This window comes from Scytonema sp. PRP1, from assembly GCF_036697665.2.
Taxonomy (GTDB): Bacteria; Cyanobacteriota; Cyanobacteriia; order Cyanobacteriales; family Nostocaceae; genus Kalymmatonema; species Kalymmatonema gypsitolerans.
In genome coordinates, this window is the sequence record NZ_JBAHYJ020000089.1 from 191680 (window position 1) to 215345 (window position 23666).

Genomic DNA, 23666 nt, shown 5'->3' on the forward strand with positions numbered 1-23666 from the left:
CTCTCGTCAACCCACTCACAGTAGCCAACCACCCTCCTGATCGTGATTAGTTGATAGGCGCTTTAGAACGCCTATCAACTAATCAGAGTGGTTGATGACCAGTATTGAGTAAGTTTTCTGCGGCTAAACGCTGCTCCTTCTAACTTCTGCCTTCCGGCAAAGTCAGTTAGTTTCCAATAGGTGGAGCAAGAGGCGCACGCGGTGTTCCACCACCACCGATGCTTTGTGGTCCATTGTTATCAACAATGTAAAGTGCTTGGAATAGCTTCTCAATGTCTTCATGAAACGTTCCACTTGTGCCCTGAAAATCGTAGCCAAAAGCGTTATAAAACTCCTCAAGAACTCCCTTTTCCACTGCAACGGTGTAAGAGTCCATACCTGTGCTATCTACAATATAACTACCATAATCTTGCAAGGCATGAAACAGTTTTTTAGCAACAGGTGTTTGTAAGTTGAGACTTGCTTCGGTTACGTTTGGAGGAATTGCTAGTAGTGAACCTTGTACAAGCTTAGGATTTGTACCATGATAGTGTTCTGCTGCACGATTATCAGCACGATCTGCAGGCCAGCGATACCCAGGAATATCCTTAGAGTAGTAAAGATATTTCTGCTCCCAAACCAGAACTTTTAATGCATGATGAATTGGTTCGTTGCTGGTAAGCTCGCCTTTACGAATAGAACCACCAATGGAAGACAGACCAGAACCAAAATGCGCTCCACCTATCCCATCTCCGTAAATATCAACATCTGGAAAATACCGCCAACCATAGATCGGACCCCCCTGTTGACAGCGAGCTAAAGGTTCAAGCTGCACTAAGGTTTTGCCATCTGGCATCAGAAATGCTGAAGCATTGTTGGGTGTGCTGTATGGAACAGTTGTAGCGTCTGGAACAATTAAGTCATCTGGAACGGGCAATGAAATATACATAGTTTGTGTACCCGTACAGCGCCCCTCACCCCAAGCACCAGGACCATACACCGGACGCAATGGATCGCCGTCTTTGATCTGGAAAAAGTACTCTTCATCTGACCCTGTATAGTACGCCTTTTCAAGGTTTGCCGGTACGTAAATCGCATCCGAACCGATGGGCATATTCCAAGGCGATGTCGATGCAAACGGCCAAGTCCACTTGTCACGTGTGACACGTTGGGTGACAGATTGCGCGACAGGCTGTTGACTCGGGGTTGCCTGACAGCCGAAAAATAGAGCGGCAATTACACTAGCTACAAATGCAACTACGTGAAACAGCCGCTTGCGGCTTGTCAAAGGTTGAAAAATGGCCATGAAAGCCACTCCAATGTAATCCATCAATCTTTTTGAGACTGTAATCGTACTAATCCCTCGCAGGTATATTGTTTATATACCATGCCAGTGGTCTGTAACGTCCTAAACAACATATTTCCAATATGAAAAATTTATAGTTTTCCAAAGAAAACTTTACAATACTATAAAAATGAGTAATGGTAAACCGTTTGCCACGGTGGCATATTACGAGGCAACATTCTCCACGCACAACCCGCACGTAGAAACTCGTGTTCACCAGTGCTTTCATATCCACCGTTCTTAGTCCTTTGCCCCCAGCAGGAGGAATTAAGGGTTGAAGAATATCCCACTGTGCATTTGTGCATTTGTCAGACTGCTGGGGAACTATAACCTTAGCTTGTTATGAATGGTGAAACATAGGGGTTTGATATGCCGAAAGTTTCTGTCGTTATCCCAGCCTACAATGCTGTAGCTTACCTCCTAGAAGCTGTAGAGAGTGTTCTGAAGCAGACATTTACAGATTTTGAAGTGCTGATTGTTGATGATGGGAGTTCTGATGGAACTGTGGAGTGGGTTTCTCAAATCAAAGACCCGCGAGTTCGACTGATTTCGCAGCAAAATCAAGGTTCATCTGGGGCACGTAATACAGGGATTACTGCGGCTCTTGGAGAGTATATCGCGCTTTTGGATGCTGATGATATTTGGGAGCCAACCAAACTCCAAAAGCAAGTCCGTTACCTAGAAGAAAACCCATTAGTAGGTTTGGTAGATACGTGGACAGTTTTAATTGACCAGCAAGGCAAGTCCACAGGGAAAGTTGTTGTTTCCTATGCAGAGGGAGACGACGTTTGGAAGCAACTTGTCCAGTTTAAAACAGTATGCTGTTGTGACAGTACACCCTTGATTCGTCGCAGTTGTTTTGAAACGGTAGGGTTATTTAACCGAGAATTACCATTTCTTGAAGATTTAGATATGTGGATTCGCCTTGCTTCTCACTATCGCTTTGCTGTCGTTAAAGAACCCTTAGTTCGTTATCGCCAGCATCCAGGTAGTAAGTCCACAAATTGTCAAGCAACTTTGGAAGCTTTCGTACAATCATCGAGAAAGCTTTTGAGTCTGTTCCTACAGAAGTACTGCCTTTAAGACAAAGAGGGTATGGTCGTATTCATCTCTACTTAGCTTGGAGAGCTATCAATAATCAAGATTACGACCGAGCGCTTCATTTTAATCATCAAGCCATTGCTTATCATCCGCAACTGATTTTTTCTTGGGATTTTATACGTCAAACCATAGCTTTGACACTATTGAAAAAATTCGGTCATCAAACATATGACAAAATAAAAATAATTATCCAAGCACTGCGGCGACGCAGGTCAACAACTAATGGACAATGGGGAATAGGGAATAGTTAGTAGTTAGTGGTTAGTCATAAAGACAAGCCAAAAATAGCAACTCTAATTGGCTCAGAAACTTATCTAATTTCTCTTTCTTTGCCTTTTGCGCGTTTCATTCCGAAAAAGTCAGTCTATTGAATTAAAGAGTTCATGACTATGCCCAAAGTGACTGTTATTATTCCGGCATATAATGCCATGAAATATCTCCCAAAAACAGTGGAAAGTGTTTTGAATCAGACCCTAACAGATTTTGAAGTATTAATTATTAATGATGGCAGTTCCGATGGAATTGTTGAATGGGCTTCTCAAATTACAGACTTGCGAGTCAGACTGATTTCACAAGAAAATCAAGGAACAGCAGCGGCACGAAACACGGGTATTGTTGAATCTCAAGGCGAATACATTGCCTTTTTAGATGCTGACGATATTTGGGAACCAACTAAGTTAGAAAAACAAGCCCAATGCTTAGATAATAATCCCTTGGTGGGTCTAGTAGATGCTTGGACAGCTTTTATAGATGAGAATGGCAAGCTCACAGGTTTAGTCATGAAGCACGAGACCGAGGGTGATGTCTATAAGGAAGTTGTGGAAACATGTGACAGTTCTGTATGCTGTGGAAGTTCACCCATGATTCGTCGTTCTTGCTTTGACACCTTGGGTTTGTTTGACCGGGAGAGCTACATTGAAGATGTGGATATGTGGATACGTATTGCCACTCGCTATCACTATGGCGTGGTTAAAGAACCTTTGGTGAAATATCGTATGCACCCAAATAACAAATCAAAAGATTGCGAATCAATGTTAAGAGGTTTTCGCCAGTTAATTGAGAAAATCTATAGTTCTTTGCCCACAGAAATTTTATATCTCAGAGCTCGAAGCTATGGTCGATTGTATATCTTTCTAGCCTGGAGATCTATAGACACACAAGATTATCAACAGGCTTTTCATTACAGTCGGCAAGCATTTGCAATGTACCCTCAACTCATTTTTCGCCCATGCTTTACTCGCCTAAATATAGCGATCGCCGTGCTTTGGTTGCTTGGACCTAATGGATACGACAGAATACGGTCTTTTAATCGTAACCTACGCCGACGCTTGTTCGCTCGTGCTACATAATTCATAAACAACTCAGAATTCAGGATTCCGAATCCAGAATTCTTCTGTAGGGAGATCCTGAATTCTGAATTTTGTGCAAATGTAAAACTTAATTCATTTTTGGAGTAGCCGTGGGATTGCGTAGTAAAGTCATCAAGGGCGGAGCCTTGATGGTCATACGTCAAGCTTTGGGTATATTATTGAGCTTAATTGGTGTATTATTCATCACTAGAGTCATTGGACCGACCGAGTACGGACTTTATGGAGTCGCTTATGGCATTGTAAGCTTCCTCGGCGGGTTGGGTATATGGGGCTTGGATGTCTATTTACTACGTAAAACATCCAATCCAGACCAACAGGATTATGACCAAGTCTTTACCCTGTTGCTATGTATTAGCGGTGTCTTTACACTCAGTCTTGTCTTGGGGCAACATATTATCGCCCAGATGCTTAAGCTTCCAGAAGTAGCACCGCTTATAGCAGTCATGGGTTTAACATTACCCCTTTCTCTGTTAAATCTGCCCCTGACAATTAAACTAGACCGTGACTTAAATTTTCAGCGTGTAGCCTTCATTGAGTTAATCAGCCAAATTAGTTATTATGTGGTAGCGCTACCCCTTGCAAATCGAGGAGCTGGTGCTTGGGCACCTGTTGGTGGTTTGTGGCTGCAGCAAATAACTATGGTTGTATTGACTGTCTATAGTACCAGTCTTCGCCCGCGCTTGTGCTGGAAGCCTAGTTTAATTCGGGAAATGGTGGCGTATGGTTTGAGCTTATCCTTTGCGGGTTGGCTTTGGCAGTTGCGATCGCTAGTCAATCCAGTGATTGTCGGACGTTTCGCTGGGGCTGAAGCTGTTGGATTTGTGGCTTTAGCCATTCGCCTTGTAGAAATGCTTGCCTTTGCTAAGGCTGTCACCTGGCGTTTGGCTATGGCGGCGCTAGCTAAGTTAGAGAATGACAAAACTCGCCTACGCAAGAGTATTGAGGAAGGAATGCGTCTACAAGCGCTAGCCGTTGGTTTACCGATGGCAGGGTTTGCAATAGCAGCTCCTGTGGTATTACCGCTCGTTTTTGGTAAAGATTGGACTCCAGCGCTGCAAATCTTTCCGTTGATTGCAATTGGCTATCTTGCCAATTCCATGTTCAATCTGCATTCGTCAGTCCTCTATCTGTGTGGTAAAAATCTTGAGGTGACTTGGTTTCATGCGGCACACATAGCGCTTTTTGGCGGAGGTGCCTTTTTGCTGGTACCGTACTTGGGGATGATGGGCTATGGCTGGGCTGAGATAGCTGCATTAGCTAGTTATATAGTTATCCATATATACACAGCTAAAGAGATAGGTAGTCCAAATTACACAGTAGCTCTTGGGTGGTTTACTATATCGGTTGCTGTTCTAATTTTAAGTACAGTCAACGAAGTCGTCCGTTACTCATCTTTTGTGTTGCTACTGCTTCCACTGCTTTCAACTAAAGAGAGAAACAGCCTCATTGGCTATTTTCAAATTTTGAGATCATAGAGGGTGTTTATAAAGTCAAAGTTAATGTTGAATGAATATCGGAGTCATTGAGCCTTTCAAAGACGGATTTTTAGAAGTCATCCCTGAAGGTGAGGGGAGCGACTACTGGCAAATTGCCGCAATCCACATTAGTGGAGAAGTCTTTTGTCCAAGCCCCCGTATTTATCCATCCCAACAAGTGGCGATCGCCAGGGCGCGGCGAATCTTTAATTGGATATGCAATCATGAAATGGAAACTCGTAGCTGGGGGTGTTATTGCGAGGAATTGAATATGAGCTTGTGGCGTCAGCCGAAATCATATCCTAGTAACCCATTACCGACAGCGTTTTGAAGATTATGGCTGATTTAGAAGAAACGCCGCCGTACACCTGGAATCCACTCAGTAGATTTTGCGATTTTGCATCAGACTATGCAAAATATCGACCAAGTTACCCAGCAGCAGCAATTGATTTCATCTTAGAGGGAATAGACACGCAGTTGCCCATAGTAGTAGCAGACGTGGGCGCTGGGACAGGAATTTCCTCGCGCCTTCTTGCTGAACGGGGAGTGCGTGTTTTAGCAATTGAACCCAACGCCGACATGAGACAAGCGGCTGCACCCCATCCAAGAGTGGAGTTTCGCGAAGCAACAGCCGAAGCTACAGGCTTAAGCGATGCTTCAGTTGACTTAATAACTTGCTTCCAGTCTTTCCACTGGTTCAACCCGGAACCAACTCTTCTCGAATTTCACCGCATTTTGAAACCGTCGGGAAGACTGGCTGCAGTTTGGAATGAGTGGGATAAAAATGACGAATTTACAGCTAATTATATTGACTTGGTACTGGAAGCGGCAAATTTGCCTTCCAATGAGAAGTATCGTACTACAGTGGAATATCTAGCCAGTTATCACTTAGTTGATATAAAACACTATGTGTTTCCCTATAAACAAGATGTAGATTTAACCGGGCTCATTGGTTTAACACAGAGTCACTCGATTGTACCGCGTTCTGGATCTGTACTCCAACAACTTATCTCTGACTTGCAACAACTGCACGTACAGTTTTGTGATCAGGGTGGCATGGTTAGCTTACTCTACAGCACCGATGTCTTCCTTGCGAAACCAAAACCTTAGCGTTGAGAATTTCCGTGGAAGAATAAACCTGCCATGGTGTTTGTTGCACTCGTCAATTGTATGAAAATGAAACCACAGATGCACACAGATGGACACCGATGAATAAGTAGCGTTTCTCTCGTGTGTGTCTGTGATTGCAAATACCCTGAAAGCAGATTCTTGTAAGAATTCTAATGCTCAATAACTGGCTGTGGCGTAAATGCTAGTATATATAATAACAAAAATTCTGACACGCTTTTTGTTATTATATTATACATTATTTGTATCGATTTACCGTAAAATTTGCAAATTCTTCAAACATTGAGTGAGAAGTTGACTTTAACATTAATGGAGGTATGGGGTGACTCAGGGGCACAAGCAAAAAATTTCGTCCAAGGCAAGTCAGTTTACAGAGTCGGTCATTCGTCAAATGACTAGAGTGGCATTGCAACACAATGCCGTAAATTTGGCGCAAGGGTTTCCCGATTTTCCCTGTCCCCCAGAGTTGAAACAGGCTGCTTATGAAGCGATCGCAGGTGATGTTAACCAGTATGGCATTACTTGGGGCGATCGCGCCTTCCGTCACGCCCTTGCTGAAAAAGTCCGTTGGTATCTGGGCTTAGAAATTGACCCCGAACGGCACATTACTGTAACTTGTGGTTCCACCGAAGCAATGGCAGCAACAATGCTTGCTACGGTAGATCCAGGTGATGAAGTCATTGTGTTTGAGCCGTATTACGAAAACTATGGTCCCGATGCGGTGATAGCGAGTGCAACTCCGCGTTATGTGTCGCTGCATCCTCCCGACTGGACTTTTGATGAAGCCGAACTACGGCAAGCATTCAACAACAACACCAAAGCCATCATTATTAATACTCCCCACAACCCAACTGGAAAGGTGTTCAGCCGTGAGGAACTCACCTTAATTGCCGAACTTTGCCAAAAGTGGGATGTGCTAGTTTTGACAGACGAAATCTACGAACATATTTTGTACGATGGAACTGAGCACATCGCAATGGCAACCCTCCCAGGTATGGAGGAACGCACTGTAACTATCAATAGTCTTTCCAAAACCTACAGTGTGACTGGATGGCGAGTTGGCTACATCTTGGCAAATCCAGAATTAACTGGCGCAATTCGTAGAGTTCATGATTTTCTTACCGTAGGCGCACCTGCACCTTTGCAACGAGCAGGAGTGGCGGCGATGCAACTACCACAAAGTTACTACAAGGAATTGGCAATACTGTATCAGGAGAAGCGAGACAGTCTGCTTCAGATTTTAGATGAAGTCGGGATTCCCTATTCTATTCCTAAGGGAGCTTACTATGTACTCGCTGACATCTCTCGCTTTGGCTACAAGACGGATACAGAGTTCGTCCTCTATCTCATTAAAGAGATTGGAGTTGCAGTGGTTCCTGGTTCCAGCTTTTTCTCTCAACCAGAGAAAGCTAGCAAATTCATTCGATTCTGTTTTAGTAAGAAGCCAGAAACTTTGGCGGCGGCGGGCGATCGCCTACTAAAATTGCAATCCATCCTACAAAGAGCTACCTGAAGTTATAGTTCAAGCACTCAGTAATCAGCGTTTTGTGAACTGCTGATCAGAACCGCCAGACCTTGCAAAGCGTTTGAAGGGCAAGCGCTTTTTGTCAACGAAGTGGGTCAGAAGCTCGTCGGTCTTGATGGCATTAACTCGGTCAGGCAAACAAAGGTATCCGAGTACTTCATGCCTGAAGACCGGGACTATTTCCAGCAGAACATCCTGCCGACAGTCTTCCAAAATGGTCGGTGGGAGGGGGATTTCCACTTCCGGCACTTCAAAAGCTTTGGAGCGATCGCCGTCCACTGCAATTTCTTTACCATTAAGAACAAGCAGACGCAGCCAATCGCCATAGCAACGGTAAGCCGCGACATCACCGAGCGCTTCTTGCGCTTAGAGAAAGAACGACGCTCACAGTTACTAGAGCGTGAGCAGGCAGCTCGTATTCAAGCTGAAACTGCCAACCGCCTTAAAGACGAATTCCTCGCCACCCTCTCTCACGAACTGCGCTCGCCCCTGACAGATTGCTTCAGCACTCGGCTATCAAAATGCGTGTCATTTCTCGCGCCAGTTTCGTCAACACCAGGGATTACCTCCTCAAACTTGGAGAAAAGGGTTGTGTTGCAAAAATTGTTAGTGTTTTAGCTTGACAAAATCCATTTACGCCTAAAGCTAGAGAAGTTACCATCTTGTGCCAAGTGCCACCCTGGAGAACTTAGAATTCCTTGTGAAAACGGTAGGATAACATGGGTAGTCAAGCCGTTCATGGAGTCATTCTAAGGTCATTGCCCTACTGCATGGCAGCGATTAGGTAGTCAAAGTAACCGCCAACAAGGCTTGCGTCTTCTGATGACAACATCGAGCTGGTGACATTCTTCATCGCACGGATGCTTTCAGCAACAGCCTCAATCGGAGTGCCAAGGGACCTATACATTTCCCTCACACCAATGATCCCAATCTCTTGAATCGGTGTCTCCTCACCAGCCACGACGCTGTAGGTGATCAAGCGCAGGTAGTAATCTATGTCCCGCAGGCAAGTCGCACTCATTTCTTCACCGTACGCGTTCCCACCAGGAGAGACAATGTCTGGGCGCTTTTGAAACAGCTGGTTTCCAGATTGCTTAACAATGCGCTCCCGGTTTTCTGTTAAAACCTGAACAAGACGCAGACGGCGCTCACTATTTGTGACAAAGCTCTTAATCTGATCCAGCTCCCCAGGGCTGAGATAGCGAGCCTCAGTGTCCGCGTTCACAATCGACTTTATGATAAGACTCATTAATAGACTCCTTCAAAAAAATGAAATCAAGTTGATCTAAAAGTGTCCCGACTGACTAAAGATGGTGGCATCATTGTTTAGACAAATGATGTGTGGATACCTTGACAACAGATGTTGGCGAAGTATTCACTGTTAACGCAACAAAAAGTGTTCACAACCTTAAAACCTTATGTCATAAAGTTGTGGTCAAGATAATGCTCTTGTCCAAGAATTTGTCACTCAGTACCTAGCTCCAGCAGAAGGGTAATTATTCCTCTCAAATCTGCCTTCCTAAAATTTCTTTCCCCGGCTGCATATCGCCTCAAAACTTTATTGGCAATCCATATTCGCTGCCTCGCAACGAGTAGCGTTGTCGCTGTTTATATATTTTAATTATACTTCACAATTCTTCTGTTTTACCAAATGACAAATAAGAAATCACAAATAGGTAAAGTACAATTTGACTGCCCCAAGATGCGCTTGTATAACCTGGGAATAAGGTTTTTGTCTGAAAACTTTACTGGATAGGAGGATATTCCATAATTTCGTCATATTTTCATTCAAGGTATTGGTTACACTCACATTATCAAAGAAATAAGTAGAAGGCTGCTATGCAGCTATGCTGAACGGAACCGAGTTTTTTAAAAGAATTTTTCTTCACTTACTGACGTTTATTTTTGTCCATTTACTTACAAGCTATATAATTAGATTTCTATGTTTTAACAAGAAAGAACTCAGCAATCTACGTTAGAGATCAGAACCATGGTTCTGTACGACTGGGTGGCAGTCTTGGGGGAAAACACCACACCAAATCAAATATTTGGTGGTCAACACTCTTCTCCTGCAGGTCTGAATCCAGCGGCGTAAGTGCATTCTGAGTTCTGAGTTCTGCATTCTGTATTCTTCTTGAAATTTTCTTCTAAAAATCTTACTCATCAAGGGCTATATAACTGAAATTGCAGATGCTTACTCGACAGGTTTTTTTAATTAAGTTATAATTAAAATATCGCAAATGATTTTCGGCTATGTAACTGAAGTTTAGAAATAAACACCTCTGCGAATCTAGTTTTGTTTACCTGTTTTTTTCGGAGATTTTTTATGTCAATTTATGTTAGTAATTTATCTGATGAGGTTGAAGAAGATGACCTCAAAAAGATATTTTCCGAGCATGGATATGTTAACAACATTCAACTATCTATGAACCAGAAAACTGGCGAGAAGAAAGGATTTGCCATTATAGAAATGGAAACTGATACCGAAGAAGCAGCGGCAATTCGGGCGCTGCGAGGCATTGAGTGGATGGGTCGTAGCCTCAAAGTTAATAGAGCTAGGACTAAGTATAGTATTTCAGAAATTTGTGTGGATTCAACGACAAATTAGCGCCACCGTCTCTAGTGAAATATGAGTCGGACATCAATAAAAATCAGATCCAAAAATGCAAGCTTTATTAAAGATATCGAGTCAATTACTGACTCATCCTACAACTGATAACAGCCAAGGAAATACAACTACATATACTTGGCAATCCATCTGGAGTAAGCATAGTTGCCCTTGCTGCTCATACACTTTACTCCGTCATATGCGTTTCGGAGGTCTTTACTGGCGTTGTAGCCATTGTTACCAAGAAATGCCAGTTTATAGCCCATTGCAGGAAATGATATCTGCACTCATAAATCAGCGAAAAAATTTCATCACAGCCATTTGACCCACATTCCGTAGGTGCCATTGCTGGTTGTAGCGCAGTGCCCAAAGAGCAATCGCAAAACAATACACTTCTCCAGAAATTAGTGAGCAGATCAGGCAGTACAAGGGTTTCAGGTTGATTTTCCCAGATGTCTAATAGGTTTGCAGATGTTGCCTTATCGCTGCTTTCTCAGAAAATCACTGATCTGAGTTCCTGTATAGTGAGGCATCCACCCGTCCACTGTTGTAAAATAGCGTACTGCTTTGCAATGCAATGATGCAGCAGGTCTTATCCAATGCTCTACTTTGGCTGGGATGTGGATATAATCTTGTGCTTGAATTAAAAGCTGTACTTGGCTGCGATCGGGTCGCACAAAGCCAAAAATCATTTCTCCTGCCAACATATAAAGGGCTTCTGGGGCAGTGTGAAAATGGTAATGGTTGTAGGTTGCTATGAGTGTATCGAGATCGGGCAACCCAGGATGCACACTTAGCAAATCACTCCCAAGATAACCTCCTTCGTTTTTAAGAAATTCAAAAAGGCTGTCATGAATTTCCAGAATATAGTTCTTTTCCTTGTCTGTGAGAATTTCCTGTGAAAGTAGGTCGCTCAAAAAGACTGGCATGCTTGGTTCATAGTGTTTGAGGTTGATTCCAAGCGGTGATAGTTCATGAGCGATATCGACCAAATCGCTGTTTATTGTGCCGTCTTCAAGCAATAGGATAGCCATTATTCCATAAATTATTCAATAACAATAAAAATTATACTTAACTCTGAGCTTTGAATTTACTAATACTTGATAGAAAAACCGAAGTTTTTAATTCTTTCTTTTGCTTTAAGTTTGCTCTAGGTTTTTGAACAAGGGCGTACTCAAATATCGCTCACCGTAACTGGGCTGCACCATCACGATTAAACGTCCTGCATTCTCCGGACGCTTAGCAACTTGAACCGCTGCCCACAAAGCAGCACCAGTCGATATACCTGACAGAATTCCCTCTTCTCGTGCTAGCCTGCGGCTATATTCAATCGCCTGTTCATCAGTCACCTGAAGAACTTCATCAACGAGTTCTATACGCAACACGGGAGGAACAAACCCAGCTCCAATGCCTTGAATTTTGTGTTCTCCGGGTTTACCACCTGTGAGTACGGCACTGTTAGCTGGCTCAACTGCGATCGCCTGAAATTCGCTTTTGCGAGACTTAATTGCTTCAGCGACTCCAGTAATTGTGCCTCCTGTACCAACGCCAGCAACTAGGATATCAACTTGCCCATCGGTGTCTTCCCAAATTTCAGCCGCTGTTGTTTCTCGATGACTCTTGGGATTGGCACAGTTATGAAACTGCTGAAGCATATAGGCATCTGGTGTGGTAGCAACAATTTCTTTAGCACGAGCAATAGACCCAGACATACCTTCAATTCCTGGTGTCAACTCCACTTCTGCCCCATAGCCCATCAGCATTAACTGCCGTTCAGTACTCATTGTATCTGGCATTGTTAAAATTAAACGGTACCCTTTGGCTGCCGCAACCATCGCTAGAGCAATGCCCGTGTTGCCAGAAGTGGGTTCTACTAAAACTGACTTTCTTGGGCGAATTAATCCTGCTTGCTCAGCAGCTTCAATCATGCTGATACCAATTCGGTCTTTGACTGAAGCTGATGGATTTAGCCCCTCTAGTTTGACCAAAATCTGGGCAACACAGCCGTCAGATTGAGGAATACGATTAAGCTGAACTAGAGGCGTCCGACCAATCAAATCGGTGATATCACGAGCTATTCGCATCTTTGTTCTCTCCTGGGGTTGGCTGTGCAATACTGCTTTAATATACGCTATACCTATCGAATAAGCGTACATTAACATACATTAAATTGACTCTCAATCAACTAAGTCTATATACTTTCTTGCGAAAAAATTGACCAAAAAAGTACTCAGAACTCAGAACTCAGGACTCAGAATGAAGAAGCCAGGTTTAAGAAAAAGTACTCAGAACTCAGAACTCAGAATAGGGCTATTCTTTCTCTGACACTGCCTTTGAAAATGAAAAATTTCTTCTGACTACTGCGTTCTGCGTTCTGGGTTCTTCTTCAAAATTGCAGAATAACGTGCCTGAAAAAGACGCCGAAAGAAAGACCTACACAAAACTTAAAAGGTGATAAATTTTGCTTCTGTTTTGACTTTTGACTTTTGTTAACTTTAAGCTAGTACAAGAGAACTATCCAAAGGATGGAATGTCTGATTTAATTTTGTTTTGGCATCGCCGCGATTTACGTATTTCTGATAACACAGGACTCGCTGCTGCTAGAAAGCAGAGTCAAAAAGTCGTGGGCGTGTTTTGCCTTGATCCGAATATTCTAGAACGGGATGATGTTGCTGCGGTCAGAGTGACTTACATGATTGGTAGTTTACAGTCACTCCAACAGCGATATGCTCAAGCAGGTAGCCAGTTGTTAATTCTCCATGCCAATCCTACTACAGCCATTCCAGAACTGGCAGCGAGTCTGGGCGCAAGAGCTGTATTTTGGAATTGGGATGTGGAACCGTATTCTCAAGAACGCGATCGCGCTGTCACAGACGCACTAAAAGAAAAAGGTATTCAGTTTCTTGAGAAAAACTGGGATCAGCTCTTACACTCACCAGAGGATATTCGTACTGGTTCCAATCAGCCCTACACCGTCTACACTCCGTTTTGGAAAAATTGGATTGGTAAATCGAAGGCTAACCCAGTAGAAACTCTGGAAAATGCCGAAGGATTGACACAAGCCGAAAAAGAAATTGCAAAAGCTTCTGGGGCAATAAAATTACCCTCAGCCAAAGATTTAGGTTTCCATTGGGATGGAGAATTAGTCATTGCGCCAGGAGAGGCGGCGGCGCAAGAACGGTTAGAGGAATTTTGCGCCAGTGCAATTAATGAATACAAAGAACAGCGCAATTTCCCAGCAATTGACGGTACATCAAGATTGAGTGCGGCATTAAAATTTGGCGTGATTGGTGTTCGCACCGTTTGGCAAGCAACTTTGGAGGCGCTAGAAATGAGCCGTAGTGAGGAAACAGAAACCAGCATTCGTGCATGGCAACAGGAATTGGCGTGGCGAGAATTTTATCAACACGCGATGTATCACTTCCCAGAACTAGCAGAAGGTGCTTTCCGCGACCATTTCAAAAACTTTCCTTATGACAATAACGAAGAACATTTCCAAGCTTGGTGCGAGGGGAAAACTGGCTACCCAATTGTTGATGCAGCAATGCGCCAGATGAATGAACTTGGCTGGATGCACAACCGCTGTCGAATGATTGTCGCTAATTTCCTAACTAAAGACTTGCTGGTTGATCCCAGAATGGGAGAAAAATACTTCATGCAAAGATTAATTGACGCTGATTTATCTGCGAACAATGGCGGCTGGCAATGGAGTGCTTCTAGCGGTATGGACCCGAAACCCGTGCGAATTTTCAACCCTGCTAGTCAATCGCAAAAGTTTGACTTTGAGGGCGAGTACATTAGGCAATGGGTTCCGGAATTGCGGTCTATGGATACGGAATATTTGGTGACGGGGAAAATTTCACCCTTAGAACGTCATGCTGTTGGCTATCCTGACCCCATTGTGGATCACAGTATACAGCAACGACAGTTTAAAGAGCGCTATCAACGGCAAAAAGATGGATTAGGGGCGCTGCGGTGAAAATTAAACGTTGGCGATTGATGAGGTTGAAGTATCTGAATAAATATCACTTCCTTGCCAGCGTAAATTCTCGAAATTGAGAAGGCTGAGTTAAGCAACAAAACTCAGAATGGCGTTGGGTTGAACTTTTGTGAAACCCAACCTACAGTATTGCGTTTCAGATTCCCATAAAACCGCTTGCAGAACCCATCTGTTTGGCAGGACTGATTTGAGCAGAGATTTGCATTGCTCTACCAGAGCGGAGATTTCCAATTAAACTTAGGACAATACCAATCAAAATAATACTGCCGCCCATATATTGAGTAGCTGTGGGTACTTCCCGTAGAATTAGATAGGCCATCACAATTGCAGCAATGGGGTTAAACGAGTTAGCTAGACTGATTTGAGCGGAAGTTGAGCCGCGCAAACCTGCAAACCAGCACAATTGCCCTGCAACTACAATCACAGCTCCGTAAAGGAGCATCCACTGCCAAAGATACGGCGAGAACGCATCTTGAAAGTGTTGTGTTCCATAAAGCAACTGAGCGAGGAAGAAGAAAACAACCGTTCCCAAAGCCGTGCGAAAGATATTAAAAAAGCCTAGGGGGATATGCTGCAATCGTAACTTACTAATGACCGTAGCAACAGCCAAAACCACAGCGCCAGCGGCTGCCATCAACTCCCCGTTGCCAATATGCAATGAACCCCCCATCAGCGCTACAGTTTGACCAGAGCTAGGCAGAAATGAGGTGATAGCAACACCGACAAAGGACACGATCGCACCCGCGATCGTCCAAGTATTGACCCTAACTCCCAGAAGCCAGATGCTCAAAGCTAAGGTGAGCGGTGGTTCCAGCCGACCAATCAGCACTACATTGGTCACGGTGGTGTTGTCTAGGGCACCAAAAATTAGCCCAGGACCAAGGGCACCGGAAAGGATAGCTATGACTCCCAAGCTGATCCAATCTCCACGGGTTAACTGTCTTAAGGTGCGTTGGTTCAATTCTCTGCCAAAAATTAACAACATCATCGCTAAAGCACAGAGGTTGCCGACAAATAAAACATTGCACAGTGAAATGGGATTTCTGCCATCCACCAGGTGCTGTGCTCCAATTTCTGTAATTTTGCGGGTTACGGCATTGGCAGCTGCAAAGATGAGGATGGCTGTCCACAGGTAGAAGGAACTGGAAACCCAGCTAAAAATATTTCTTTTTCTTGTTTTCATAAAATTTTCATAAAATATAAATGCATGATCCGTGTTGGCTTTTTGCTGTCACACAATTGTCCTATATTTTTACACCAGAATTTCCTAGCCACTAGGGACTTGAGGGGGTGCTAGGCTGAAGTTATCCGGTGCAAATGTAAAGATGAAGGTGGGATAATTGCTCGGATTCATAGCTACAAAGACTCATACAGAACACTATTATTGTGACGTGGCTCTAGGCAGCACAAATGAGCAACAGCTATAACTTATCAGATAATTTCTAGAGTTGTTTCTAAGTTTTTTTCAGCGAGTTCTCAGATAAAATTCATATTTTGACTGGAACTCAATTTGAGCCGTTTCTAGGTAAAATCTTAGCCTTACTTCAGTTTTATTCACTCATTTCTCAGGAAAAAATCATTTTCTCCCAGGCTAATTGAACCAAGATGAAATTGAGCCGACAAATTGAATGGAGTGAACAACAATGAAACTGAATCAATTGGTATTACTAGGCGCGAGTTCCTTAATCATTAGCACTGTACCTATGTTAGGACAAGCAGCTCAAATAACAGCGTCCCAGAACCTTAGCCACACCTCAAGTGCTAGCAACCATAATATCCTTGTGGCGCAAGGTAAGTCTATGGCTGTAGCATCTGGCAAATTTCTGGCTGGAGAAAAGCCAACTACAGGTTCAGCTCGCATCGTCACCGAAAACGGACATCGCTACTTGGAACTCGATAGTGCCTTCAGTACCAGCGACCAAGGACCGGATCTGCACGTTCTTCTAGATACCACTGGCAAACCACCACAAACATATAAAAACCAGGGTAGTTTCGTAAACGTGGGGCGCTTACAAAAGTACAACGGTACTCAACGCTACCCCATTCCCGATGTTGTTAATGTAGCTAACTTCAAATCTGTCGTCATCTGGTGTCGCATGGCAAACGCCACCTTTGGCTACGCACCACTGCAAGCTAGCAGTGGCGTTAGCGCTCGTTAGATCTGATTTATTTTTCATCATGGACAAAGTATTTGAACAAACATCTTCCGTGATGCTGCGTGCGGGACGGCCCGACGACGCACTAAAGTGTGGCACCATTCTATATCAAGCAATCCGTGTGATCGCGGAACAGCACGGCTTCGTACCCGACTTTCCTTCTGCGGAGTTTGGGGCGGATATGTTGACCGAACTTTTAGCGGATCCGGTGGTTTATTCGGTCGTGGCTGCGGCTGAGGACGGGCGCGTCATTGGCAGCAACTTTTTGTGGGAAGGCGACACTATCGCCGGTATCGGTCCGACTACGGTAGACCCCGCCGCGCAAAACGGGTCGGTTGGTCGCCGCCTGATGGAACACGTTTTACAGCGGGCGCGCGAAAAACGGTTCGCCGGTGTGCGACTCGTTCAAGCCGCATATAACAGCCGCTCGCTTTCCCTGTATACCAAACTCGGCTTCGATGTGCGCGAGCCACTGGCGAACCTTCAAGGACAGCCGCTCGGTTTGACGATACCCGGTCGCACCGTTCGTCCGGCGACTGAGTCCGACCTTGCTGCGTGTAATCAACTCTGCTATCACATTCATGGTCATGACCGGGCGGGCGAACTAAAGGGAGCTGTCGGGCGGGGCACGGCAACGCTTGTCGAGTGTGATGGACGCGTATCGGGCTACGCCAGCGAAATTGGCTTCTTCGGTCACGCTGTTGGTGAGAACAATGAGGATTTAAAGGCGCTTATCGGGGCGGCAAGGGCGTTCGGCGGGGGGGCTTCTATGTTCCGATGCGCAACGGCGACCTGTTCCGCTGGTGTTTGAACCATGGTCTGCGTGTCATCCAGCCCGAAACGTTGATGAGTCTCGGTCTGTATAACGAACCGGCAGGAGCCTTTTTACCATCCGCCCTGTATTAATAGCAGCATTAACCGCGCCTCAAAACGTAAAATAGCGTTACCGCTCGTTAGGTGCTAGTAGAGGAACAGATCGGGAGTAATGGTTAACGCTCTTTCATCTCCCCAACCTTTGGTTCAACAAACGCGAGTGCAAATGACAAACGTTTTTTCTCATGACTGCTATTAGCATCTTTTTACACAAGATAATCAAAATTAAGTCGGAGTGGCTTGTTCCGTCCTCTTTAGTACTCCGTTTAACTTTGGGGATGATGGGTGTTTTTGCCCTGGGAATATGGGTCGTTGTCATTTGCACAAGCTGGACAATGGAGCGCATGGTCATTGAAAATCATCAACAAACGCTCTCATTGGTAGCAACTCAAGTGACCAATATGATGGCACCCAAGAGTAAGAGTATCCCTTGGCAACATGAGCTACAAGCAACTCTAGATAATTGGTCATCGTTACCCATGTGGCTGTGGGTGAAGCAGACAAACAGTGAAGTACTGGTATCCCCAAATTTGAGTTCAATGCCTGCTAGTGAAAAGGCAGTGCTGATGTCCCTGCAAGCTTCATCTATTCAAAAGAGGCGCTATAAAGTTGCTGGACAACAACTGATAGTTAAGGCTACAGCACTGCCGATGGTGAACCAACCAACAGCTATGCTATATGTCGCTGCTGACATAACCGAGATGCTATCTCGCTCCCAAGCCGCAACCAGGAATTTAGCGATCGCCCTCATCCTGTTTTTTCCCCTGCTTACGTTTACGATTGCAGTTATTGTAAGGCGATCGCTTCTACCACTGTTGCAAATTAACAAGTGGGTAACCCTCAACGATACCACTCAACCAGTCCCAGTAAATCTGCAACGACTCCCCCGCGAAGTTCAACAACTGGTCATATCCTGCCATCAACTATCTACTAGCCTGTTTGCAACAAAACTTCGACAACGGCAGTTTACAAACCAAATTTCCCACGAGCTACGCACTCCTCTAAGCATAGTCTACGGTTATCTCCAAAGCCTGTTACGCCGAGGGACTAACCTGACAATTCCCCAGCGCGAAGCCTTGGAAACGGCGACTGCAGAAACGGAACGCATCATTGAAATTTTACAAGACCTGCTTAACCAGGTACGCGCAGATGATACGGTTCTATTAGTCCCTCCAAAGTCAACTAATACCAAGTTGCAGTTAAAGCACAAAAAAGACGTATAGGAGGAAAAGACACGCAACATTTGGTTTAAACTAAAGGCAAACAGAAGTTTGTTGAAAAATTCTCGTCGCCCTTTATTTTCAGTTCATGGGGGTATGTCAGTTCAGCGTGTTAGTTTGTCTGAACGAATGCAACTTTGTATCAGGTTGTTTGTCCTATCTTTTCCCCTTGTTCCTCCCTAAGTTTTCTAGAGGAATTTCGGTTTAAAAATAGTCAGGTCATTATGATAACCGCACATATTCTTTTAATTGAAGATGAAATCAAACTAGCTCGGTTCATTGAGCTGGAACTGAATAGTGAGGGATATCGTATCACCGTAGCTCATGATGGCATGGTAGGATTAACCTTGGCGCGGGAGTCTTCACCAGATTTGGTCATTTTAGACTGGATGTTACCTGGACTGACTGGCGTAGAAGTTTGTCGCCGCCTGCGAACAACCGGAAACAAAGTACCTGTGATTATGTTAACAGCGCGGGATGAGGTGCAAGATCGCGTTGCGGGGTTGAACGCTGGGGCAGATGACTACGTCGTCAAACCTTTCAGCATTGAGGAACTGCTTGCCAGAGTTCGCGCCCACCTGCGCCGCCAACAGGAAGATGACCAAGATGTGTTGCAGTTTGCAGACTTGAGCTTGAATCGCCGTACTCGTGAAGTCTTCCGTGGGGAACGGGCGATCGAGTTAACCGTTAAGGAGTTTGACCTCCTGGAGTACCTACTGAGCCATCCCCGCCAAGTCTACGCCCGCGACCAAATTTTAGAACACGTTTGGGGCTATGACTTCATGGGAGATTCTAACATTATCGAGGTTTATATCCGCTACCTGCGCTTGAAGCTGGAAGAAAACAACGAAAAGCGGTTGATTCAAACCGTACGAGGCGTTGGTTATGTGTTGCGCGAGTAAAGGGGATTGGGGATTGGGGATTAGGAATTGGTGAGAGGGAAAAATTTTTAATTCCCAGTCCCCAGCCACCAGTCCCCTTGTTGACACTCCTCGACTATCGCGGTGCGAGGATTCTTGCTTCATCCGTCCTCCCTAGGCATTCAAATGCAAGCATTCAAAATACCCCCGTTTGGATACGTCCACAAGCGTACACGGACTGCCCGACCGCGTTTGAAACGATTTATCAATTGCTTTTCTCTCTTTCCTACAGTATGTCGCACTCAGCTGAGCATTGTAGATGGGGAGTACCCAACTTTGCCTCACGAGAGTCTTTTAGACTATGGGCGATAGTATCATCCCATACTTTGGATACGCTGTCAACCTCTGGAAAAGCCGCCCTATAAGGGCGGGGCTTTAAACCCAGCTTTTCGGTAAAAATTAAGTTTTCATTACTTACGCAGCAAACAGAATATATTACCGTTAATATTTGTACAATCTTGGAGTAAAAGCTATTGCTCCGCGATGGCACGGAGTGCCCGCATAATAGCGATCGCGTCAAGTGAGCCAAAAGTGAGCCAAGTCCATCAAGATAACCAATTAGAGGCACCTCTGCCGGAAGGAACGGCAGAACGTATCTTGGAGACACTTTCTTTCTTGAGCTACCGTTCCGGTGAAATCAAAAGCTACCTATACGAAATAACTTGTGGACTCAGTCGTTTGCTACGTTTGGACTGGTCAGCAGTCACTCTCTGTCAAAATGGGTTTGAGCGAGTGATGGCGAGTAGCTTGGAATTTGATGGCATGGATCAGGTTTATTCGCTACATGGTACTCTTACAAATACGGTGGTGGAAACTGGGCGTACTTTGGCTGTCACAGATGCAAGCATCACTACTCAGTATGGTACTCCGCCAGATGGCTACCTGTCTTACTTGGGTGTGCCACTGCGAACGTTTCAGGGACAGGTGATTGGTACCATTTGCTCGTTCAATGTCCAGCCCTGCCAGTTTACTACTGAGGAAATTCGCATAGCCGAAATTTTTGCAGAACGTGCTGCCACAGCGCTGTTTCATTACCAGCTCTACCAACAGCAGCAGCAATTTAATGAAACTTTGGAGGCTGAGGTAGCCAAGCGTACAGAAGCACTACGGACAGCCCAAGCGAAATTAGTTGAAAGTGAGTGTCTGGCAGCAACGGGCGAATTTGCTGCAATGATTGTGCATGAGTTACGTAACCCCCTGACAACGGTCAAAATAGGGCTGAACTATTTTAAAAAAGCTGATCTGCCCCAACAAGCTAGGATGCAATTATTGCAAGCCTTACGTGCAACCAGTCATTTGGAATACCTGCTGGAGCAAATTTTAGTTTACGCCAAGCCGCTGGCGTTGCAACTGGCAGAACTTGAGATAAATTCGTTTCTTACAGGAATGTTGCCATCTTTGCAAGAGTTGCCTGCGGCGAGAGAGCGTCAAATTGAGTTGAAAATTGCCCCAGTTGCACATCTGTTCTTAGGCGACAAACTGAAGTTACACCAAGCGTTGCTACATATGGTGGAGAATGCTTGTGAAGCTAGTCCTCCAAGCAGTGCGGTGCTCCTAAGCGTAGCAGAAAGTACAACAAGTCAGATAAGTATTCAGGTTCACAATAGTGGTGAACTAATTCCACCAGAACTGCTGCCAAAGTTGACAGAACCGTTCTACTCCACGAAACCCAATCGATATGGACTGGGGCTAGCAATAGTCAAACGGATTGTGGTTGCCCATAGTGGACAGTTGGTCATCAAGTCTGATCCGACGACAGGTACGGTAATGAGTATTTCGCTACCTGTTCTGGAGCCTCCTGAAGATTCAACGAGCGCCCGTAAGGGTGCTGCACTCGGTGGAATCACCATTTTATCAGATTCTCATGCCACACAAGGCACCAAATTCCTGATGAAGTCGCCAAGTACCCACCAATTACACGGTCAGCAGCATCATCAAAGGAGCATTGATATCTTATCCGCTCTCATCGGGCGTTCCCATCTTCCTCTTGATCGCTATCTACAAGACATCGCCGCCAGTGTTAGCGAGTTGGTGTCATCAGACTGGACAATTGTCACCCTACGTGAGGGAGACTCGGGGCGAATCGCTGCCAGTAGTTTGGAGGTGAAGGAGAGTGACCGAGTTTACTCGTTGCATGGCACTCTGTCAGACGTTGTTGCTCAGCACAGACGAACATTCCTGATAGCAGATGCTCGCCAACAACGACATGGCACCCTACCAGAAGGCTACCTTTGCTACCTAGCTGTGCCTTTGCAGGCTCCTCAAGGCGAGATTATCGGCACTATTTGTTCCTTCAACAAGCAACCGCGTCAGTTTACCACTGAGGAAGTGCGACTTGTAGAGTTATTTGCAGAACGGGCAGCGATCGCGATCGACAACCACTGCCTCTATCACCAGCAATGGCAATTCCAAGAAATCTTGGAAGCAGAGGTAATAAAACGCACCCAGGAACTACGAGCCGCCCAAGCTCGCCTGATTGAGAAGGAACGACTCGCAGCCGTTGGTGAGTTTGCTACGCGCATGGTGAACGAAATTCGCCAACCAGTGACTACAATAACTGATTGCTTACATTACCTCCAGCAAATTAGCTTATCCCAACCAGCCCAAGAGCGGCTATTCTTGGCAGTGGACGAGGCACAGCGTCTAGCAAACCTGTTGAACGAAATCTCGCTCTACGCCAAGCCGCAGGTTTCCCAGAGAGTTGCTGTAGAAATCAACGCTTTAGTGGCTGCAACTCTGGATACCTTGCGGGCTACAAAAGAAGCCTTGGGGCGAGAAATTATCTTGATCCCGGCATCTGTGGGAGTTATTGTTTTGGGCGATCGCGACAAGCTCAAACAAGTGCTGATCAACTTGGTGCGGAATGCTTGCGAGGCGATCGCCGTACCCGGCGGGGCTTCGCCCATCGCTCCTGGCGAAACTGTAACTTGTACTGTTGAGTTGCACACCCATACCAGTCAGGTGTGCATCCATGTTCATAATGGTGGTGCGGCAATTCCACCCCATGTGTTGGCAAAGTTGACACAGCCTTTCTATTCTACCAAACTAAGTGGAACTGGGCTAGGATTGGCAATTGTCAAACGAATTGTAGAGGAACACACAGGCACGTTGTCTATCCAGTCTGACCCTTTAGCAGGTACAACCGTAAGTATCTCTTTGCCGTTAGCAGATCCTTTAGGTAATTAGCCAAAATTCCGATATTTCTTACAGTGATAGAAGCAGAAAGCCCATGAGGATGTGACCTACTAAGGTTTGAATTTGAATTGCAACTTTCGTTGGAGCCAACGTTCGATTTTGAGATGGACTGATTGATCAATCACTCTATTGTGCAAAAGTTTCAACTTTTAGTGGACGACAAGTTAGAGCCAATTGCATATATTGAATTCATGCAAACATTGATAGGACTGGATTAGCTCTGTGTTACTTTTTGCAATGATTTTCGCTCTTTTAAACTTTGAATTTGAGATATAGAACTCCAATTTAGTTTTTGACAACATACTGAGATTGAAAAGCCTGTTTTATCAGGGTTTGATCTAAAGCTTTGTTCAATAAAAGTTATTGTCATGCGAGAGCCTGTACCAGATGTATAGCAGGGGACGCTTGGACTCTTTACTGGGGACTGGGTGAAAAGTCTTTTTGTGTCTAGGTTTTATCATCTGTTGATGTCCTAACCACCTTGGCTGTTGCTATAATCGCGCAAGAATTTTTAAAGTCTTTTCTAGCAGAGTTTTCCCGTGGACAGTCCTCATATACTGCAATGCGTTCTGCACGAAAAAGACTGCAACAACTTGAGGGAGAATACCCTTGTGCCACTTGGTTACCAGTTATTTGCACTAATCCTGCTGAACCGCCGATGGTTTGGCAAGTAAAACACACTGGTTAAAGCGGGAAATGCTCCCGACTTGGGGAGTGGCAATATTTCCCCGGACATAATTTTGAGGCTCCCTTACAATTACCCCAATCCCT

The 23666-nt window shown here is 44.9% G+C and carries 18 protein-coding genes and 2 pseudogenes; 15 read left to right on the forward strand and 5 right to left on the reverse strand.

Going from position 1 to position 23666, the window contains the following annotated elements; all coding sequences use genetic code 11:
* Window positions 1–166: 166 nt before the first annotated feature.
* Entirely contained in the window at window positions 167–1285 is a 1119-nt protein-coding gene (locus V5G28_RS24275; protein WP_332989818.1) for a hypothetical protein, read from the reverse strand.
* A 408-nt stretch (window positions 1286–1693) separates the two neighbouring features.
* Here V5G28_RS24275 and V5G28_RS24280 point away from each other — a divergent pair, with 408 nt between their 5' ends.
* The 7 genes and pseudogenes from V5G28_RS24280 to V5G28_RS24310 form a co-directional block, all read left to right on the forward strand.
* Window positions 1694–2407, forward strand: a complete 714-nt coding sequence (locus V5G28_RS24280) for a glycosyltransferase family 2 protein (protein WP_336231316.1) — start codon at window positions 1694–1696, stop codon at window positions 2405–2407.
* A 407-nt stretch (window positions 2408–2814) separates the two neighbouring features.
* Window positions 2815–3774: a glycosyltransferase family 2 protein gene (locus tag V5G28_RS24285; protein WP_096563456.1), complete on the forward strand. Its 960-nt coding sequence runs from the start codon at window positions 2815–2817 to the stop codon at window positions 3772–3774.
* Window positions 3775–3884: 110 nt separating this feature from the next.
* Window positions 3885–5270: an oligosaccharide flippase family protein gene (locus tag V5G28_RS24290; protein ID WP_332989822.1), complete on the forward strand. Its 1386-nt coding sequence runs from the start codon at window positions 3885–3887 to the stop codon at window positions 5268–5270.
* A gap of 31 nt (window positions 5271–5301) precedes the next feature.
* Window positions 5302–5601: a hypothetical protein gene (locus tag V5G28_RS24295; protein ID WP_332989824.1), complete on the forward strand. Its 300-nt coding sequence runs from the start codon at window positions 5302–5304 to the stop codon at window positions 5599–5601.
* Window positions 5602–5606: 5 nt separating this feature from the next.
* Window positions 5607–6380, forward strand: coding sequence for a class I SAM-dependent methyltransferase (locus V5G28_RS24300; protein ID WP_332989826.1), 774 nt, complete (start codon window positions 5607–5609; stop codon window positions 6378–6380).
* Window positions 6381–6720: 340 nt separating this feature from the next.
* Window positions 6721–7911, forward strand: coding sequence for a pyridoxal phosphate-dependent aminotransferase (locus V5G28_RS24305; RefSeq protein WP_332989828.1), 1191 nt, complete (start codon window positions 6721–6723; stop codon window positions 7909–7911).
* Between the two features lie 505 nt (window positions 7912–8416).
* Window positions 8417–8533: pseudogene (locus V5G28_RS24310) on the forward strand (helix-turn-helix domain-containing protein); the annotation flags it as partial.
* Window positions 8534–8686: 153 nt separating this feature from the next.
* Here the strand turns inward: V5G28_RS24310 and V5G28_RS24315 are convergent.
* The gene (locus V5G28_RS24315) at window positions 8687–9172 is read right to left on the reverse strand and encodes an allophycocyanin (protein ID WP_096563448.1); all 486 of its coding nucleotides are present in this window, start codon (window positions 9170–9172) and stop codon (window positions 8687–8689) included.
* 1077 nt (window positions 9173–10249) lie between these two features.
* Here V5G28_RS24315 and V5G28_RS24320 point away from each other — a divergent pair.
* Window positions 10250–10531 carry an RNA recognition motif domain-containing protein gene (locus V5G28_RS24320; protein WP_332989833.1) on the forward strand — a complete coding sequence of 94 codons (282 nt, stop codon included), beginning with the start codon at window positions 10250–10252 and terminating at the stop codon, window positions 10529–10531.
* Between the two features lie 479 nt (window positions 10532–11010).
* On the opposite strand, the gene V5G28_RS24325 is transcribed toward V5G28_RS24320, so the two are convergent.
* The gene (locus V5G28_RS24325; RefSeq protein WP_332989835.1) at window positions 11011–11565 is read right to left on the reverse strand and encodes an acireductone dioxygenase; all 555 of its coding nucleotides are present in this window, start codon (window positions 11563–11565) and stop codon (window positions 11011–11013) included.
* A 105-nt stretch (window positions 11566–11670) separates the two neighbouring features.
* On the reverse strand, window positions 11671–12615 hold the full coding sequence (gene cysK, locus V5G28_RS24330; RefSeq protein WP_332989837.1) for a cysteine synthase A: 945 nt from the start codon (window positions 12613–12615) through the stop codon (window positions 11671–11673).
* Between the two features lie 446 nt (window positions 12616–13061).
* On the opposite strand from cysK, the gene V5G28_RS24335 reads away from it, so the two are divergent.
* A complete protein-coding gene (locus V5G28_RS24335; protein WP_332989839.1) occupies window positions 13062–14510 on the forward strand; it encodes a cryptochrome/photolyase family protein in 1449 nt (482 codons plus the stop codon).
* A gap of 157 nt (window positions 14511–14667) precedes the next feature.
* On the opposite strand, the gene V5G28_RS24340 is transcribed toward V5G28_RS24335, so the two are convergent.
* Complete coding sequence (locus tag V5G28_RS24340; RefSeq protein ID WP_332989841.1) at window positions 14668–15714, reverse strand: DMT family transporter; 1047 nt, start codon at window positions 15712–15714, stop codon at window positions 14668–14670.
* A 460-nt stretch (window positions 15715–16174) separates the two neighbouring features.
* Between V5G28_RS24340 and V5G28_RS24345 the strand changes: the two genes are divergently transcribed.
* From V5G28_RS24345 to V5G28_RS24370, 6 genes and pseudogenes are all read left to right on the forward strand, one after another.
* Window positions 16175–16690, forward strand: coding sequence for a DM13 domain-containing protein (locus V5G28_RS24345; protein ID WP_332989843.1), 516 nt, complete (start codon window positions 16175–16177; stop codon window positions 16688–16690).
* Window positions 16671–17498: a GNAT family N-acetyltransferase gene (locus tag V5G28_RS24350; protein WP_336231317.1), complete on the forward strand. Its 828-nt coding sequence runs from the start codon at window positions 16671–16673 to the stop codon at window positions 17496–17498. The genes V5G28_RS24345 and V5G28_RS24350 overlap by 20 nt, the downstream gene beginning before the upstream one ends.
* A 247-nt stretch (window positions 17499–17745) precedes the next feature.
* Entirely contained in the window at window positions 17746–18783 is a 1038-nt protein-coding gene (locus V5G28_RS24355) for a histidine kinase dimerization/phospho-acceptor domain-containing protein (protein WP_332989846.1), read from the forward strand.
* 224 nt (window positions 18784–19007) lie between these two features.
* On the forward strand, window positions 19008–19682 hold the full coding sequence (locus V5G28_RS24360) for a response regulator transcription factor (protein ID WP_332989894.1): 675 nt from the start codon (window positions 19008–19010) through the stop codon (window positions 19680–19682).
* 501 nt (window positions 19683–20183) lie between these two features.
* On the forward strand, window positions 20184–22886 hold the full coding sequence (locus V5G28_RS24365) for an ATP-binding protein (protein ID WP_332989848.1): 2703 nt from the start codon (window positions 20184–20186) through the stop codon (window positions 22884–22886).
* Between the two features lie 505 nt (window positions 22887–23391).
* Window positions 23392–23583, forward strand: a pseudogene (locus V5G28_RS24370) (hypothetical protein); the annotation flags it as partial.
* Between the last annotated feature and the right edge of the window lie 83 nt (window positions 23584–23666).

Excerpts from the sequence above, each read along its gene's own strand:
- V5G28_RS24275 (WP_332989818.1), bottom strand. The coding sequence starts at position 1,285 with ATGGCCATTTTTCAACCTTTGACAAGCCGCAAGCGGCTGTTTCACGTA.
- V5G28_RS24280 (WP_336231316.1), top strand. The coding sequence starts at position 1,694 with ATGCCGAAAGTTTCTGTCGTTATCCCAGCCTACAATGCTGTAGCTTAC.
- V5G28_RS24285 (WP_096563456.1), top strand. The coding sequence starts at position 2,815 with ATGCCCAAAGTGACTGTTATTATTCCGGCATATAATGCCATGAAATAT.
- V5G28_RS24295 (WP_332989824.1), top strand. The coding sequence starts at position 5,302 with ATGAATATCGGAGTCATTGAGCCTTTCAAAGACGGATTTTTAGAAGTC.
- V5G28_RS24300 (WP_332989826.1), top strand. The coding sequence starts at position 5,607 with ATGGCTGATTTAGAAGAAACGCCGCCGTACACCTGGAATCCACTCAGT.
- V5G28_RS24315 (WP_096563448.1), bottom strand. The coding sequence starts at position 9,172 with ATGAGTCTTATCATAAAGTCGATTGTGAACGCGGACACTGAGGCTCGC.
- V5G28_RS24320 (WP_332989833.1), top strand. The coding sequence starts at position 10,250 with ATGTCAATTTATGTTAGTAATTTATCTGATGAGGTTGAAGAAGATGAC.
- V5G28_RS24325 (WP_332989835.1), bottom strand. The coding sequence starts at position 11,565 with ATGGCTATCCTATTGCTTGAAGACGGCACAATAAACAGCGATTTGGTC.
- cysK (WP_332989837.1), bottom strand. The coding sequence starts at position 12,615 with ATGCGAATAGCTCGTGATATCACCGATTTGATTGGTCGGACGCCTCTA.
- V5G28_RS24335 (WP_332989839.1), top strand. The coding sequence starts at position 13,062 with ATGTCTGATTTAATTTTGTTTTGGCATCGCCGCGATTTACGTATTTCT.
- V5G28_RS24340 (WP_332989841.1), bottom strand. The coding sequence starts at position 15,714 with ATGAAAACAAGAAAAAGAAATATTTTTAGCTGGGTTTCCAGTTCCTTC.
- V5G28_RS24345 (WP_332989843.1), top strand. The coding sequence starts at position 16,175 with ATGAAACTGAATCAATTGGTATTACTAGGCGCGAGTTCCTTAATCATT.
- V5G28_RS24355 (WP_332989846.1), top strand. The coding sequence starts at position 17,746 with ATGACTGCTATTAGCATCTTTTTACACAAGATAATCAAAATTAAGTCG.
- V5G28_RS24365 (WP_332989848.1), top strand. The coding sequence starts at position 20,184 with ATGGCACGGAGTGCCCGCATAATAGCGATCGCGTCAAGTGAGCCAAAA.